Origin of the sequence: Catenuloplanes nepalensis, assembly GCF_030811575.1 — a bacterium.
GTDB lineage: Bacteria > Actinomycetota > Actinomycetes > Mycobacteriales > Micromonosporaceae > Catenuloplanes > Catenuloplanes nepalensis.
The window spans coordinates 5,166,550-5,181,315 of sequence record NZ_JAUSRA010000001.1 but is presented as its reverse complement, the minus strand read 5'-3'; the positions used below and the strand labels follow the sequence as shown (position 1 = coordinate 5,181,315).

Sequence of the window (14,766 nt, the reverse complement as noted above, 5' to 3'; positions counted from 1 at the left end):
GTGACGGGCGCTGGAGAGCCACGGCGAACCACTCCCGAGTACGTCGGCGTGCTACTCAGCGTATTCGAGATCGCAACCTATCGTCGTCCATGATTCGACCGAACGGCGTAACCGGCTTCTCGGGTTGTGATGTCTTCCCCTCGGCCATCTAGGCTACGCCCGGGCAGTGTGATCTGCCCGAAAATGGGCGAAAAGGCATTGATTGCTTGCCTGTCTGATATCCAAGCCTGGGGAGGCCATGTAGATGAGATATGTGACAAGAGAAAAGATGATCTGCCATGACCGTTTCTAATTCCCCGTGGATCAAGGCTTCCCGCTGCCAGATGGAACAGTGCGTGGAAGTTCGCCCGCTGGGCTCGTCGGGCGCCCGCGTTCGCGACTCCAAGCAGCAGCCGGGTGGGCCCGTGCTGGCGTTCACCGAGGCCGGCTGGGCCGCGTTCGTCGGCGGGCTGAAGAACGACGCGTTCGGCGGCAGCCGCGCGTAGCGGCGGCGGCGCGGAGACACACCGGCTGATGGATGTCCCCGGGGGCGGCTCGGAGCCCCCGGGGTCTCGTGTCTCAGCGGGACGCGATGGCGGCGTCGAGGACGATCGGGCGCAGCGCGCGTTCCGTGGCGCCGCGGAGCAGCGGAGCTGCGTTGGCGACGACGTCCTCCATGCGCATCGGGGCCGGGGGCGGCGAGATGACGATGCCGATGTCGCGGACGGAGCCGGAGCCCGCGCGAAGCGAGCCGGCCAGGGCGAGGACCGGGGTGCCGGTGCGCTGGGCGCGGCGGGCGATCTCGGCGGGGACCTTGCTCGTGGCCCTGGAGCCGTCGTTGGAATGGTGGGTACCATTTCCGCATGAGCGCAGACGTTGTAGGCCGGCACATGCCCGCGGTCGTGACGCTCGACGACCTTGCCCAGATGATGGCTGCCGATGAGCATCATCGATACGAGATCAGCCCTGAGGGAGTGCTCTCGATCATGCCGCCGGCCGGCTATTCACACGCGATCATCGCCACCCGGTTGACCGTCTGGCTCGCGGCCGCCGGTGTCGCGGTGGAACGGATCGCTCAGGCGGTCGGCCTGCGGATCTCCGGCCGGTCCGGTGGGGTCGGCGGCCGGATTCCCGATCTCGTCGTGTGGAGCAAGCCTCAGGCCGACGGCATCTGGCTCTCCGCGGCCGACGTGCTGCTCGTCGTCGAGATCGTTTCGCCCGCTTCCGAGGGCATAGATCTCGTGACCAAACGCAACGAGTACGCGGCAGCGGGCATCCCGCAGTACTGGATCATCGACCAGGACGTGGCCCAGACCGTCACGCTGCACCAGCTTCAGGGTGACAGGTACGCGCCTCGCGCCACGATGCCGCTCGCCTGGCTGCTCAACACCGAGCCGGCCGAGCACGATCTGATCTGACCGGCGCTCAGCCGAGCAGGGGGAAGAGGCCGGCGGAGGGGCCGAGGGTGGTGCGGTCGGTGGTGCTGAGGGCGAGGCGGCCGGAGCCCTTCAGCAGGTAGTCCTCGATGCCCCAGTCGGCGGGGCGGACGCCGCCGTGCAGCGCGAGCAGCCCGTCCAGTGTGGACACGGCGGGCTCGGGGGCGGTGGGCAGGCCGAGCAGGAGGTCCAGGTGGTGGATGACGGCCTCGGTGGCGAGCGTGGTGAGCAGGTCGGGCGTGGAGAGCACGTGACCCTGGGTGGCGACGAACGCGTGCGGCGCCGCGAAGGCCGCGTGCACGGCGGCGACCGACGTCGAGCGCCACAGGCCGGCCAGGAGCTCGGGCGACCGGGCCACGGAGGCGGCGCGGCGGCCGGCCCAGGCGGACGCGGCCGCCTCGCGCTCGGCGCTCTCCCAGTCCGGTGCCGGGGACGGCGTGGACTGCCAGTAGGTCACGAACGTGCGCGTCGCCGGGCCGGCCGCGGGCGTGGCCAGCGCGACCAGCGCCCGCTGCGCGTCCGACGTCAGGTGGTGCACCACGTCCGCGACCGTCCAGCCGTGACACCGGGTCGGTGCCAGCAACTCCATCGGGCTCAGCGGTGACAGCGCCGCCGTCACCCCGTCGTACGCAGCCCGCAGCGCCTCCGCCTCCCGCATGTGGACGATCGTTTCAGACTCCGGCCTCCGGCAGCAGCCCCCGAACGTATGCGGCCTGACCCGCGTGCTGCGCGTCGTCGTCGTACACGCTGAGTAACCGCACGCCGTCGCCCGGCGCCCACCGCAGCTGTTCCGGCGTCAGGCCGTCCACCGCGCCGCCGACCAGCTCCGGAAGGCGCCCGAACGCGTCGAGCAGAATCTCATTCGCACGCATGACCACGAACAGTACCCAGTGAAAAACCTTTGAAAGCCAATGATTTTCCCGCTTCCGGCGGGTCACCTTCCGAGTGCTCCCGCGGGCACCGGTCGGCCCCGGGGGCCTCCCTGCACGTTCCGCGGTGCAAGAACCAAGACCGGGGATGCGTCGATTCCCGGGGTACGCGATCGCCGGAACGGTCAACACAGGCTCTACCGTCGGGGACATGACACGAGCGGACGCGGAGACGATCACACGGGCCGGTGGCTTCGTCCGGCTCACCGGGCGGGTGCTGGAGCAGCGGCGGTTCGGGCACCGGTTCGAGAGCGCGGATCCGGCCGGGGTGCGGGCCGCGCTGGAGGCCTATCGCGCGCCGGACGGCGGGTTCGCGTTCGGGCTGGAGCCGGACGTGCGCGGTCCGGCGAGCCAGCCGCTGGCGGTGCCGTCCGCGCTGCACATCCTGGCCGAGGCCGGGCAGCTCGACCAGGAGACCGGCGGCGCGCTCTGCGACTGGCTGGCGGGCGTGGCCGGGCCGGACGGCGGCGCGCCGTCCGTGCTGCCCAGCCTGGCCGCGTACCCGCATCCGCCGTTTCTGCCGGTGCCGGCGGCGGGCGCGGACGTGCCGGCGGATCTGCTCGCCACCGGCCAGATCGCCGGGCCGCTGCTGGAGCACGGCATCGCGCACCCGTGGCTGGACGGCGCGGTCGCGTTCTGCTGGGCAGCCATCGACGCGATCGAGCGCACCCATCCGTACGAGGCGCGCGCCGCACTGGACTTCCTCGATCACGCGCCGGACCGGGACCGGGCCGCCCGGGCCGCGGACCGCCTCGGCCGGCTCGTCCGGGAGCAGGGGCTGGTGCCGTCCGACCCGGCGCACCCGGAGGCGGACGCGGCGATCGCCCCCGGGTACGCGCCCGGCGAGTGGACCTACGCGCACGACTACGCGCGCACGCCGGGCAGCCTGGCCGCACGCTGGTTCACCGACACCGAGATCACCCGCAGCCTCGACTTCCTGGCCGGGCAGCAGGGCGAGGACGGCGGCTGGCCGATCACCTACGTCCGGTGGGCGCCGAACACCGCGATGGAGGCCCGCCCGGCCATCACGCTGCACGCGTTGCACACGCTCAGGTCCTGGGACTGATCTGGCAGGCCGCCGGCTCGGTGGCGTGCCGCTGCCGGGTCAGCGGCGTGCTGCCCAGACCGTGCGGCTGGTCCGGACGGCCGGCGCCCGGCCGGCCGCGTCACTCGCGACGATCTCGTCGAGGATCCGCAGGTCGCCGGCGGTCAGTCGCTCGGCCACGGCCCCGCGCATGCGGCGCAGGAACGCGAGGAAGTAGCGCCGGACGAGGTCCGCGGGCTCACTCACCTCGATCGGGAAGTCGCGGCGCGTCACCCGGTAGCCGAGGCGCTCCATCGTCGCGGTCCAGTCCGGGTGTGGGTCGAAGCCCATCTGCCGCTCCGCGATCGCCTCGTGCAGCCGCTGCTCCCACGGGTCGTCGCCGAGGAACCGGGGCTGGCCCGGCATCTCGGAGACGACCAGCAGGCCGTCGCCGGGCAGCGCGTCACGGATCTGGCCCAGCAGCGCCTCCGGGTCGGGCACGTGGTGCATCGACAGCGCCGCCCAGACCAGGCCGGGGCGCTCGACGCCGGGCCAGCCGCCGGCCAGGTCGGCCTCCAGCGTGGCGATCCGGCCGCCGAGGCCGTCCCGCGCGGCGGCGGCGCGGATCCGCTCCAGCATGCGCGGCGAGTTGTCGACCGCGACGACCTCGGCACCGGGGAAGCGGGCGGCCAGCGCCAGAGTGCCGATCCCGGTCCCGGCGCCGAGGTCGACGATCCGCTTCGGCGGGTCCGCCGCCAGACCCGCGACCCAGGCGGTCACGGTGTCCAGATATCCGGCGAGGACCGCGCCGTCGAGTTCCAGCAGCTCGGCCATGCTCGAGTCGTCATGGTGGTGGTGTTCCGTCATGACGATCACGGTAGGCGGATCCTGCGTCTACGGCATACGATCTTGCCTATGACGCAAGAAGACGGCGCGCTGGACGATCTGGTCCGGCAGCGGATCCGCGGCCTGCGGGTGGCCAGGGGCTGGTCGCTGGACGCGCTGGCGGCCCGCTGCCACCTGAGCCCGTCCACGCTCAGCCGCCTCGAGACCGGCCACCGCCGGATCGCGCTCGACCAGCTGGTGCTGCTCGCCCGCGCGCTCGGCACCACGCTCGACCAGCTCGTCGAGCCCGCCGACGACAGCGACGTGGTGATCCGCCCGACGCACGAGCGCGGCTCCGGAGTCACCACGTGGCTGCTCTCCCGCGGCGGGGCACCACACGGCCGGACGGTCGCGAAGATGCGCATCGAGCCGGACCGCCCCTACGACACGCTGGGCGTCCACCCCGGCCGGGACTGGTTCACCGTGCTCTCCGGCACCGCGGTGCTGCGGCTCGGCGACCGGACCGTCTTCGTCGAGAGCGGGCAGGCGGCCGAGTTCGCCACCATGGTGCCGCACGCGATCGGCGCCCGTGGCGGCCCCTGCGAGATCCTCACCATCCTCGACCACGACGGCGAGCACGCCCACCTCTCCGAGCCCACCTGACCGGCCCGGCGCAGCGCGATCGGGCTGCGGCCGGGGCCGGTGGGCGTGGGGTGCGGCGGGCGGTGTGCGGCTCAGCAGTTGGCCAGCAGGTCGGTGGCGAGGCGGAGGAGGTCGGCGCGCCGGGTGGTGGCCGGGTCGCCGGTCGCCCGCCACCGCGCGGCGTGGTCGTCGAAGCGGCCGATCCAGGCCGTGCGGTCGACCGGGTCGACGCAGTCCGCGTACGAGCCGTCCGCGCCCCGGGTCACCCGGCCGATCCTCTCCATGATCTCCACCAGGTCCGGGTGCGTCATCGGGTTCTCGCCGAGCAGCCGCTCGGGCAGGTCGCGCAGCGCCAGGAACACCTCGACGACCGCGATGCTCGCCCGGTCCGGCGCGGTGACCGCGGTCGCGCGCATCAGCGCCAGCAACTGATCGCCGGTCAGCTCACCGGCCAGCAGCAGCTGGAACAGCAGGCCCTCCCATGGGTACCGCTCCCGCCGGCCGCCGGTCACGCCCAGGTAGTCGTAGACGGCCGTGACCGGCGCGCCGCCGCCCGGCCGGTACGCGGGCTCGACGGCCAGGATCGAGGTCACCGACGGCCGCAGCCGTGCCGCGCCCGGTTCCGGCATGCCTCCGGCCCGCCGCGCCAGGTCCAGCGCGACGCGGTACGCGGCCAGCTCCACGTCGTCCGGTGCCGCCTCGGCCAGGCGCGCCAGCACGGTCTCCGTCTCCGGGCCGTGCAGCGCCGCCGTGTGCGCGCGGTGGTGCGCCTCGGCCTCGGCCGGGCCGTCGGCCAGCAGCCAGCCGGCGAGCGCGCCCGGTAGCGCGCCCACCGTGCCGGGCAGCGCGGCGGCCGGCACGAAGAGGTCCGCGACCAGCGTGGACGCGTGGGTGACCGGCGTGCCGTCCGCGGCGCGCAGCCGCCACACCGCCGGATCCAACCCGGAGGTCTCCAGGGTCAGCGTGATCATCGGCCGTCGCGCGCGCGTCTCGTCCAGCCGCTTCCGGCCGGTCGTTGTCGCGGCCGGCGCCACCACCAGCGGCGTCACCCCGGCCCGCGCGTAGCGGCGGAGCATCGCGTCCAGCCGGCCGATCACGGTCTCCACCACCTCGGGCGGGCCACTCAGGCCGACCGCGATGACCGGGCGCCCGGCCAGGTGACCGTGCGCCCGGACACCGTCCAGCACACCCGCGGCGGCCTTGAACTCGCCCAGCACCAGCACCGGCCACTCGACCGGCACGGCCGGTGGCGGCGTGCCGAGGTCCCGCCCCGCCGCCGGACCGGCATCGCGAGGCGTGAGAGCCGGCCGCACGGCAGCCGCCTGATCCACCGGTGCTGCGGTAGCCGGCTGGTCCACCGGCGGGAGCGAGGGCGGCTCGGCGGTCGGCGGCCGGCCGGTCGCCGGGAACGGGAGCGTCTCCACGGTCAGCCGGTCCGTCGTGGTCAGCGCGGCCGACTCCGGCGCCGACGCCCCCGCACGCCGGGTCTCCACCACGACGTGCCGCAGTGCGCCGTCCGCGTCCGTGACCAGCCGCACCGGGCCGTGCAGCGCCGCCGGCAGCCGTACCGTGTCGCCCTCGGCCAGTGCGGCGAACGGGAACGCGGTGAACCGGGCGTCGCCGTCCGCGGCCGGGTCGGCCAGCACGAACCGGGTGTGCGCGGCCCGCTGCACCAGCAGCATGCGCTCCCCGGCCCGGACCGGCGTCACGCTGCCCACCGGCAGCCCGGTCAGCCGCCCCACACCGCCGGCCGGCCCGAACCAGCCGCCCAGCCGCGCCGCGACCGCGTCCGGCCCGCGCAGCCCGTCCGTGTCGCTCGCGCGCAGCGTCCGGCCGAGCAGCGGCAGCAGCCGCCCGACGTCCGGCGCGGAGAGCACGTCCACGGCCGCGCGCACCCGACGCTCGGCCGGCGTGGGCGCGGGCGGCGCCGCGTCCGGCCACTCCCCGCCCGGGAACCGGCGCGTGCCGAGCAGCGCGTCCAGCCGCAGCAGCGCGCCGGCCACCGGGTGGTCGCGGTCCGGGACCAGCTCGCCGACCAGCTCCATCGCCTTGTCGGCCGCGAACGCCAGGTCGCGGAACCGCGCGCGCAGCTCCGGCTCCGCGAGCCCGGCGAAGTCGGCCCGGAGTTCGGCCAGCCCGCGGGCCGCGATGGACCAGGCGTTCGCGGCGTCCGCGGAGCCGTGGACCAACCGGCGTACCGGCGGATCGGCGAGGCGGATCGCGCGCAGCGCCGGGTCGAGCGTGGCGAGCAGCCCGTCCTTGCCGGGCGCGAGCACCGCGACCGGTGTGGGCGGCGCGGCGTCGTAACGGATCCCAGCGACCCGGTAGACGTGCAGGTTCTGCATCCGGCCGGCGGTGTGCAGCGCCGTGTACTCCGCACCGACCCGGCCGACGAAGCCGTCCGCGAACTCGCCGTCGACCGCTCGCAGCGCGAACCGGGTGCCGATGTTCTGCGTGTAGAGCAGCGCCGCGAACTGGTCCGCGGTCAGCCACGCCTCGGCCGTCCGGCCTTCGCGCTGCACCGGCACGCGGACCAGGTGGCCGATCGGCCGGGCCAGCACCAGGTACGCCGAGGACCGCTCCAGGTGCTCCTCGCGCCGCCACCGGGTCCACCGGCTGCGGGACAGCAGCGCCAGCACCGGCCGCCGGGACCCCTGGCGCCGCCCGGACTCGTGCTGCACGACGGGCCGCTCGCCGTCCAGCCGCCCGGACGTGCCGACCTCGCTGACCAGCTGCACCGGGTGGTCCCAGACGCCGTTCCGCTTCTCCCACAGCGCACCGCTCGGGTCGTGGAAGACGTTGCCGTGCCAGGGCGTCAGCGCGCCGTGCGCGGCGCTGAGCGAGGCCGCCACGTCCCGGGCCGCTCCGTTCGCCCTCGTCCACGCGCGGGCCTGGTCCGCGACCCGCTCGGCAGCGCGGGAGACGTCCAGCGAGTGCCGCAGGTACTCGTCCGTGCCGTCCAGCGTGGTCTGGCTCTCGACCGGCGCGTACGAGTTCCGGTCCGGCAGGTGCAGGCGCAGCTCGAACGCGAACCGCTGCGGCTGTCCGAGTAGCGGCGCGCCGACCTCCAGCACGGTCATGCCGCCGACGATCCTCTGGATCGGGGTCAGCCGGTCCGGGTCGCCGAGCAGCGCGCCGCGCAGCACGTGCTTGTAGCGGGGCCCGCGGGCCGTGCTGTTCGACAGCGGCATGCGCTTCTCGGTCCACCGCTCACCGCGCCCGGCCAGGCCCGGGAGCCGTAGCGCGAGCGACCGGTCGAGGTCCCGGACCAGATCGCCGAAGTTCCGGGTGAGGAAGACCTTGACGTCTTCGGGCAGGTGCTCGCTGATCTCGTCCAGGTCGTACCGGGCCAGCGCGAGCGTGCCGTTCTTGTGCAGCCCGACCTTCTTCAGCCGGACCCGGTACGCCTTCGTCATCAGGTGGGTGAGCACCACGTGCAGGACGCCGCGCAGTTCGTGCGCCTCGGTGCCGCGCATCAGCTCGGCGACGTCGTCCGCGTCCAGCGGCCCGTCGACGAGTTGCCGGACGAACGTGCGGGCGATCCGGACGGCCTGCTCCGCGATCACCTCGTCGACCCGGACGATCTCGTCGTAGTGGTCGTCACGCCCCCGGACCCACTGCCGGCGCAGCGCGTGCAGCGCCGGTATGCCGGCCAGGGACACGTCCACGGTCGAGTGGTAGAGGTTCCCGCCCGAGCTGTGCTCCGGATGGAACAGCTTCTCCTCGCGCGCGATGCCCGGCAGGTCCGCCGGCGCGACCTCGGCGAGCGCGTCGCGGAGCTGTCGGGCGGCCGCCCGTTCGCTGCGGTGCAGGCCGGCGGCCCACCGGTCGAAGTACGCCGCCATCTCGGGCGTCAGGCTGAGCGTGTCCTTGAGCGAGTACCCGTACCGGCCCATGTTCTGCAGCCAGCGGATCATCACCTTGGCGTTGGTGTGCAGCGCGCCCGCGGTCGGGTAGTCGGCCGGCTCGCCGGGCAGCGCGGTGCCGACGTACGTCGCGACCTCGATGATCCGCCACTGCTCGGCCCGCCGGTAACCGCCCTCCACCGCCTCGGCCTCTGCCTCGGAGCCGTACCAGCGGCCGGACCGGCCCAGCGCGACGACCTTCTTGTCGCCCTTGAGCACCAGGCCGACGCTGGGCAGCTCGACGAACGTCAGGTTCTCGAACGAGTTCGTGAACTGCGGTGCCGGCTTCTTCTGGTGCAGCACCCGTTCCCGGCCGATCCGGACCATCGGCTCGAACTCCGCGCCCGCCCCCTCCGGCTCAGGGCGGCCGGTGGGCGGGTCGGTCAGCGCGGCCACCCCGCGGTCCACCGGGGCCGGTTCCGGGGCGGAGACGGTGCGCCGCGTGCCCACCTCGGTCTGCCGCAGCCGCCTGGCCCCGTCCTGGACGAGCCGCAGCGTGCCGGTCAGCGCGTCCGGCAGCACTCGGTCGTGCAGCGTGAACGGCCGGAGCCGCTCGGCGCCGTCGGCCTGCGTCTCCAGCAGCGTGAACCGCCCGCCGCCGTGATGGTGGACGAGCACCATGTGCGCGGCCCGGCCGGGCCGGAACAGGCCGTCGGCGAGCGGGGCCGGCCGCACCCAGACCGGTGCGACCGTGCCCGCGCCCAGGCCGTTGAGCAGCCCGGGCCCGCCGGCCGGGCCGAAGAAGCCGCCCATCCGCGCGGCCAGCACCTCCCGCGGGCGCAGGCCCTCGGTGCCGGGCGCGTAGGTCAGGCCGCCGAGGCCGCCGATCACGTGCGCGACCCGGTCCACGCAGTCCGGCACGCCGTCCCAGGGATCCAGTGTGTCCAGCACGGCGATCAGCGCGGCCGGGGGCTCCGGTGGGGGTGTGGCCGCCGGGGGGCCGAATCGAACGACGGTGGCGTCCGGTGCCGGCTCGTTCGTGGGCGCGATCCCGTCCACCGACACTCGCAGGAGCGTGCCGTCCTCGTCGGTGAACAGCCAGCCCAGCTTCTCGCCGGTGAGGCCGGGCGTGTGCACCAGCGCGGGCGATCCGGGCAGCGGCACCGTGCCGCCGCCGGCGAAGGTGCGGCGGACCTCGTCGAGCGCCGGTGGCGTCACCCGGCCGGGATCCCACGCGTCCGGGCGCCCGGTCAGGATCATGCCGGCGGCCAGCAGATAGGCGGGTGTGCCGGACGGTTTCAGGTCGCGGATCCGGTCGGCCGGGTGGCGCGTCAGGTCTCGGGCCAGCTCCGCGGCCGTGCGCAGCAGCTCGCGCGCGTCCGCGTCCGCGGGCGGCAGGATCCGCACGGCGGCCGGTGGGCCCGCGGTCTCCCGGCCGGACGCGTCCACCGGAACCACACGCTTGGAGAAGACCGTCCCGGGTACGTACGGCGCGTACGCCTGCGCGCCGGTGCTCTCCGTGGCGGCCAGCCAGTCGTCCGTACCGATGAGGCTGCCGTTCGGCCCGGTGAGCACCGCGCCGGCCGGCATCTGGGCGAGCGCGATCCGCACCGCGTTCAACGCACCCGGGCGGCCCAGCGCGATCTCCGGCACCACGATCGTGCCGCCGGCCGCCGGTCGTGGCGCGTTCATCGCCCGGGTCAGCGCGAGGAGGTCGACCGGGTCGGCCATCGTGCCGGGGTGGAAGTAGGCCCCGCCGGGGATCGGCACGAACCGCCCGTCACGGCAGATGTCAGAGAGGGAGAGCGTGGGCAAGGTCACTCCTCAGGGCGTCGTGGCCCTGATAACGGGACGCCACAGCATTCGGTTCAACCTGCACAGACGGTCACCCGATGGGATGATCGGCGGATGACTGGCAGCGGCCCGTGGTGGCGCGACGCGGTGATCTACCAGGTGTACCCGCGCAGCTTCGCGGATTCCGGCGGCGACGGCATCGGTGACCTGCCCGGCGTGATCTCCCGGCTGCCGTACCTGGCCGGCCTGGGCGTGGACGCGATCTGGCTGAATCCGTTCTACCCGTCCCCGCAGGCGGACGCGGGCTACGACGTCGCCGACCACCGTGACGTGGACCCGCTGTTCGGCACGCTGGGCGACGCGGACGCGCTGATCGCCGGCGCACACGCGGCCGGACTGAAGATCATCGTGGACATCGTCCCGAACCACACCTCGTCCGCGCACGCCTGGTTCCGGGCCGCGCTCGCCGGTGACGCGGCCGCCCGCGCCCGTTACCTCTTCCGGCCCGGGAACGGCGACGCGCCGCCGAACGGGTGGCGGTCCGTCTTCGGCGGCCCGGCCTGGACCCGTGTCGAGGACGGCAGCTGGTACCTGCACCTCTTCGACTCCGCGCAGCCGGACCTGGACTGGACGAACCCGGAGGTGGTCGCGGAGTTCGAGGACGTGCTGCGGTTCTGGCTGGACCGGGGCGTCGACGGGTTCCGCATCGACGTCGCGCACGGGCTGCGCAAGGACCCCGCGTTCCCGGAGCTGCCGGCGACACTCGACCCGGGCGTGCCGGTGCACATCGCGCAGCCGGGGCACCCGTTCTGGGACCGGGACGAGGTGCACGAGATCTGGCGCGGCTGGCGGCGGGTCGTGGACGCGTATCCGGGGGACCGGACCATGGTCGCGGAGGCGTGGGTGCTCGACTTCGCCCGCCTCGGCCGCTACCTGGCCGCGGACGAACTGCACACCGCGTTCAACTTCGCGTTCCTGGTCGCGCCGTGGGACGCGCGCGCGTTCCGGACCGCGATCGACGACACGCTGGCCGGCCTCGCCCCGGTCGGCGCGCCCGCGACCTGGGTGCTCTCCAACCACGACGTGATCCGGCACGCCACCCGCTACGGCGGCGGCGTGACCGGTCAGGCCCGGGCCCGCGCGGCCGCGCTGCTGATGCTCGCGCTGCCCGGCGGCGTCTACCTCTACCAGGGCGAGGAACTGGGCCTGGAGGAGGTGACGGACATCCCGGACGCGCTCCGCCAGGACCCGAACTTCCTGCGCACGAACGGTGCCGAGCGTGGCCGGGACGGCTGCCGGGTGCCGATCCCGTGGTCCGGCTCCGCGCCGCCGTTCGGCTTCTCCCCAGACCCATCAGCGGGTACGCCGTGGCTGCCCCAGCCGCAGTCCTGGGCCGAGCTGACGGTGGAGGCGCAGCAGTCCGACCCGGACTCGATGCTCACGCTCTACCGGGCCGCGCTGGAGATCCGCCGCGACCGGCTGGGCGAGGGCGAGCTGGAGTGGCTGTCCGAGCCGGGCGACCCGGTGCTCTGCTTTCGCCGTACCCCCGGGGATCTGATCTGTGTGGTGAACATGGGCGACGAGCCGGCCGAGGTCGACCCGCGCGCGACCCCGCTGATCACCAGCGCGCCGATCGGCGCCGACGGGCTCCTCCCGCCCGGCGCCGCCGCCTGGTTCGCGGACTGATCAGCAGTTCGACAGCAGGTAGGCGGCCACCTGGAGCAGCGGGGCACGCGGCGGATCGTCGACCGCGCACGCGTCCTCCGGTCTGCGACGACCGCCTGCTACGGCGACGCGGTGTGCCCGGTTCACCGCGGCATCACCCTCAGTCGTCGGCGAGACGGGCCGGGAAGCCGCCGGTGGCGATCGGGCCCCAGGAGTCGATCGTGACGCGGATCAGCGACTTGCCCTGCGCGACCATGGCCGCGCGGTACTCGTCCCAGTCCGGGTGCTCGCCGGAGATGCACCGGAAGTACTCGACCAGCGGCTCCAGCGCGCCCGGCAGGTCCAGCACCTCGGCCGTGCCGTCCACCTGCACCCACGCGCCGTTGAACTCGTCCGACATGACGCACACCGACACCAGCGGATTCCTCCGGACGTTGCTGGACTTGGCGCGCTCCGGATAGGTGGAGATCACGATGCGGCCCTCGGTGTCGACGCCCATGGTCACCGGCGACGCCTGCGGGCGGCCGTCGGTGCGCGTGGTCATCAGGACCGCGTGGTGGCGGGGCCGGACGAAGTCGAGCAACTCGTCCCGGCCGACGCGCGTGTTCGTGGCGATCGTGCGTGGCATCAGCGTCATTTCCCCTCGGTACGTGGCTTCGCCGCAACCCTATGCGCCACTGGTGATCGAAAAGCCCGGCGATCGGTAGACTCACTGTCGTGGACGCGCCGTCGATCATCATCGCCCCGAGCATCCTGGCCGCCGACTTCGCCCGCCTCGCCGAAGCGGCGCGCGCGGTCGAGGGTGCGGCCGACTGGCTGCACGTCGACGTGATGGACAACCACTTCGTGCCGAACCTGACGATCGGCCTGCCGGTGGTGACGAGCCTGCGCAGAGCCACGCCGATCCCGTTCGACGTGCACCTCATGATCGAGGACCCGGAGCGCTGGGCACCCGGTTACGCCGAGGCCGGGGCATACAACGTGACGTTCCACGCCGAGGCCACCGGCGACCCCGTCGCGCTGGCGAAGACGCTGCGCGCGGCCGGGTCCAAGGCCGGGCTGGCGATCGACCGGGACACCGACGTCACGCCCTACCTGGAGCTGCTCCCGCACTTCGACACGCTGCTCATCATGACGATCAAGGCGGGCTTCGGCGGCCAGAAGTTCTTACCGGAGACGCTCGACAAGGTCCGCGCCGCCCGCCGGCACATCGACGCCGGCCACCTGGAACTCCGCCTCGAGGTCGACGGCGGCATCGCGGCCGACACCATCGCGGCCGCGGCCGAGGCCGGCGCGGACGCGTTCGTGGCCGGCACCGCGGTCTACGGCGCGGCCGACCCGGCCGAGGCGATCCGCAAGCTGCGTGCGCTGGGCTCAGCGTGAGCGGCAACGAGCGCGACGAGTTCGGGCCGGAACCCGGCCGGGACCTGATACTCGTGGTCGACGACGACCGCGACATAGCGCACTTCGTGGCGCTCAACCTCAAACTCGACGGCTTCGACGTGGTCGTGGCGAACGACGGCAAGCAGGCGCTGGAGGAGATCGACAAGCAGCGCCCGTCGCTGGCCGTGCTCGACCTGATGATGCCGGAGATCGACGGCCTGGAGCTGACCCGGCGCCTGCGGGCGAACCCGATCACCTCCACGCTGCCGATCATCATGCTCACCGCGAAGAGCATGACCATCGACAAGGTGAACGGTCTCAAGGCCGGCGCCGACGACTACATGGTCAAGCCGTTCGACACGTCCGAGCTGGTCGCGCGCGTGCGCAACACGCTCAACCGCAACCAGGAGTCGCGCGAGGTCTCGCCGCTGACCGGCCTGCCCGGCAACAGCCGGGTCAAGCGCGAGATCAGCGACCGCATGCGCAGCGGCGCCGACTACGCGGTCGGCTACATCGACATCGACCGCTTCAAAGCGGTCAACGACGTGTACGGTTTCGACCGCGGCGACGCGTTCATCCAGGCGCTCGCGCGCAGCCTGCACCGCGCGGTGGTCCAGGTCGGCCTGCCCCCGGTCTTCCTCGGCCACATCGGCGGCGACGACTTCATCTTCATCTGCCACCCGGAACAGATCCGCCCGCTCACCCAGGCGATGGTCGTCGACTTCGAACGCGCGGCCGACGAGTTGTACGACCCTGAGCATGCGCGCCGCGGCTACATCGAGGTGCCGGACCGGCGGGGCGGAAAGCAGCGAGCCGCGCTGGTGACGCTGTCGATCGGCGTCGCCACGACGGGGGAGGGCCGCCGCTTCGACGACGCGCGCATCGTGATGGCGATCGCCTCCGACATGAAGAAGACCGCGAAGAACCAGCCGGGCTCGTACGTCGCCATCGACAAACGCGGCAACGTCCAGACGTAGTGCCGCCGAGGCTCCTCGATCGTGGCTGCTCCACGCCGTTCGGCTGCGTTCGCTAGGACTGCAGAAGCCGACCGGGCGCTCCGCGCCCCGAATCTCGGTGTGTAGAGGGCCGCCTGCGGGAAGCTGCCGGCCTCGACGCGCTGAACAGGCCTCCTCTTATCTGATATTTCGTCGTAAGTGCATTGACCTCCTTGCTCAGCGCGCGGATCACTCAGGGTCGGACGACGCAATTCCCGCGGAAGCGTCGTCGGCGGGGCCAGATATCCG

The 14,766-nt window shown here is 73.4% G+C and carries 14 protein-coding genes; 7 read left to right on the top strand and 7 right to left on the bottom strand.

From position 1 onward, the window contains the following. Positions 1-278: 278 nt before the first annotated feature. Positions 279-485, top strand: a complete 207-nt coding sequence (locus J2S43_RS22565; RefSeq protein WP_306832293.1) for a DUF397 domain-containing protein — start codon at positions 279-281, stop codon at positions 483-485. A gap of 73 nt (positions 486-558) precedes the next feature. Here J2S43_RS22565 and J2S43_RS22560 read toward each other — a convergent pair whose 3' ends face one another. After that, a complete protein-coding gene (locus J2S43_RS22560; protein WP_306839395.1) occupies positions 559-852 on the bottom strand; it encodes a glycerate kinase in 294 nt (97 codons plus the stop codon). Here J2S43_RS22560 and J2S43_RS22555 point away from each other — a divergent pair. Then, the gene (locus J2S43_RS22555) at positions 843-1,397 is read left to right on the top strand and encodes a Uma2 family endonuclease (protein ID WP_306832290.1); all 555 of its coding nucleotides are present in this window, start codon (positions 843-845) and stop codon (positions 1,395-1,397) included. The genes J2S43_RS22560 and J2S43_RS22555 overlap by 10 nt on opposite strands. Before the next feature lie 7 nt (positions 1,398-1,404). Here the strand turns inward: J2S43_RS22555 and J2S43_RS22550 are convergent, their stop codons facing one another. Both J2S43_RS22550 and J2S43_RS22545 read right to left on the bottom strand, forming a co-directional pair. Continuing rightward, positions 1,405-2,073 carry a maleylpyruvate isomerase N-terminal domain-containing protein gene (locus J2S43_RS22550; RefSeq protein ID WP_306832288.1) on the bottom strand — a complete coding sequence of 223 codons (669 nt, stop codon included), beginning with the start codon at positions 2,071-2,073 and terminating at the stop codon, positions 1,405-1,407. 13 nt (positions 2,074-2,086) lie between these two features. Then, positions 2,087-2,287, bottom strand: coding sequence for a hypothetical protein (locus J2S43_RS22545; RefSeq protein WP_306832286.1), 201 nt, complete (start codon positions 2,285-2,287; stop codon positions 2,087-2,089). A 208-nt stretch (positions 2,288-2,495) separates the two neighbouring features. Here J2S43_RS22545 and J2S43_RS22540 point away from each other — a divergent pair, with 208 nt between their 5' ends. Beyond that, a complete protein-coding gene (locus tag J2S43_RS22540) occupies positions 2,496-3,410 on the top strand; it encodes a hypothetical protein (RefSeq protein ID WP_306832284.1) in 915 nt (304 codons plus the stop codon). Positions 3,411-3,449: 39 nt separating this feature from the next. On the opposite strand, the gene J2S43_RS22535 is transcribed toward J2S43_RS22540, so the two are convergent. Next, positions 3,450-4,235 (bottom strand): class I SAM-dependent methyltransferase, encoded by a 786-nt coding sequence (locus J2S43_RS22535; protein ID WP_306832281.1) that lies wholly within the window; start codon positions 4,233-4,235, stop codon positions 3,450-3,452. Between the two features lie 48 nt (positions 4,236-4,283). Here J2S43_RS22535 and J2S43_RS22530 point away from each other — a divergent pair, with 48 nt between their 5' ends. Further along, positions 4,284-4,856 (top strand): XRE family transcriptional regulator, encoded by a 573-nt coding sequence (locus tag J2S43_RS22530; RefSeq protein WP_306832279.1) that lies wholly within the window; start codon positions 4,284-4,286, stop codon positions 4,854-4,856. A gap of 71 nt (positions 4,857-4,927) precedes the next feature. Here the strand turns inward: J2S43_RS22530 and J2S43_RS22525 are convergent, their stop codons facing one another. Then, entirely contained in the window at positions 4,928-10,495 is a 5,568-nt protein-coding gene (locus tag J2S43_RS22525; protein ID WP_306832277.1) for a hypothetical protein, read from the bottom strand. Positions 10,496-10,588: 93 nt separating this feature from the next. Between J2S43_RS22525 and J2S43_RS22520 the strand changes: the two genes are divergently transcribed. Next, on the top strand, positions 10,589-12,160 hold the full coding sequence (locus J2S43_RS22520; RefSeq protein ID WP_306832275.1) for a glycoside hydrolase family 13 protein: 1,572 nt from the start codon (positions 10,589-10,591) through the stop codon (positions 12,158-12,160). Here the strand turns inward: J2S43_RS22520 and J2S43_RS22515 are convergent, their stop codons facing one another. Together J2S43_RS22515 and J2S43_RS22510 are read right to left on the bottom strand one after the other, a co-directional pair. Beyond that, a complete protein-coding gene (locus J2S43_RS22515) occupies positions 12,161-12,286 on the bottom strand; it encodes a hypothetical protein (RefSeq protein WP_306832273.1) in 126 nt (41 codons plus the stop codon). Positions 12,287-12,299: 13 nt separating this feature from the next. After that, a complete protein-coding gene (locus tag J2S43_RS22510; protein WP_306839393.1) occupies positions 12,300-12,767 on the bottom strand; it encodes a PPOX class F420-dependent oxidoreductase in 468 nt (155 codons plus the stop codon). An 89-nt stretch (positions 12,768-12,856) separates the two neighbouring features. Between J2S43_RS22510 and rpe the strand changes: the two genes are divergently transcribed. Continuing rightward, entirely contained in the window at positions 12,857-13,522 is a 666-nt protein-coding gene (gene rpe / locus J2S43_RS22505; protein WP_306832271.1) for a ribulose-phosphate 3-epimerase, read from the top strand. Then, entirely contained in the window at positions 13,519-14,499 is a 981-nt protein-coding gene (locus J2S43_RS22500) for a GGDEF domain-containing response regulator (RefSeq protein ID WP_306832269.1), read from the top strand. The genes rpe and J2S43_RS22500 overlap by 4 nt, the downstream gene beginning before the upstream one ends. The last annotated feature ends 267 nt before the right edge of the window (positions 14,500-14,766 follow it).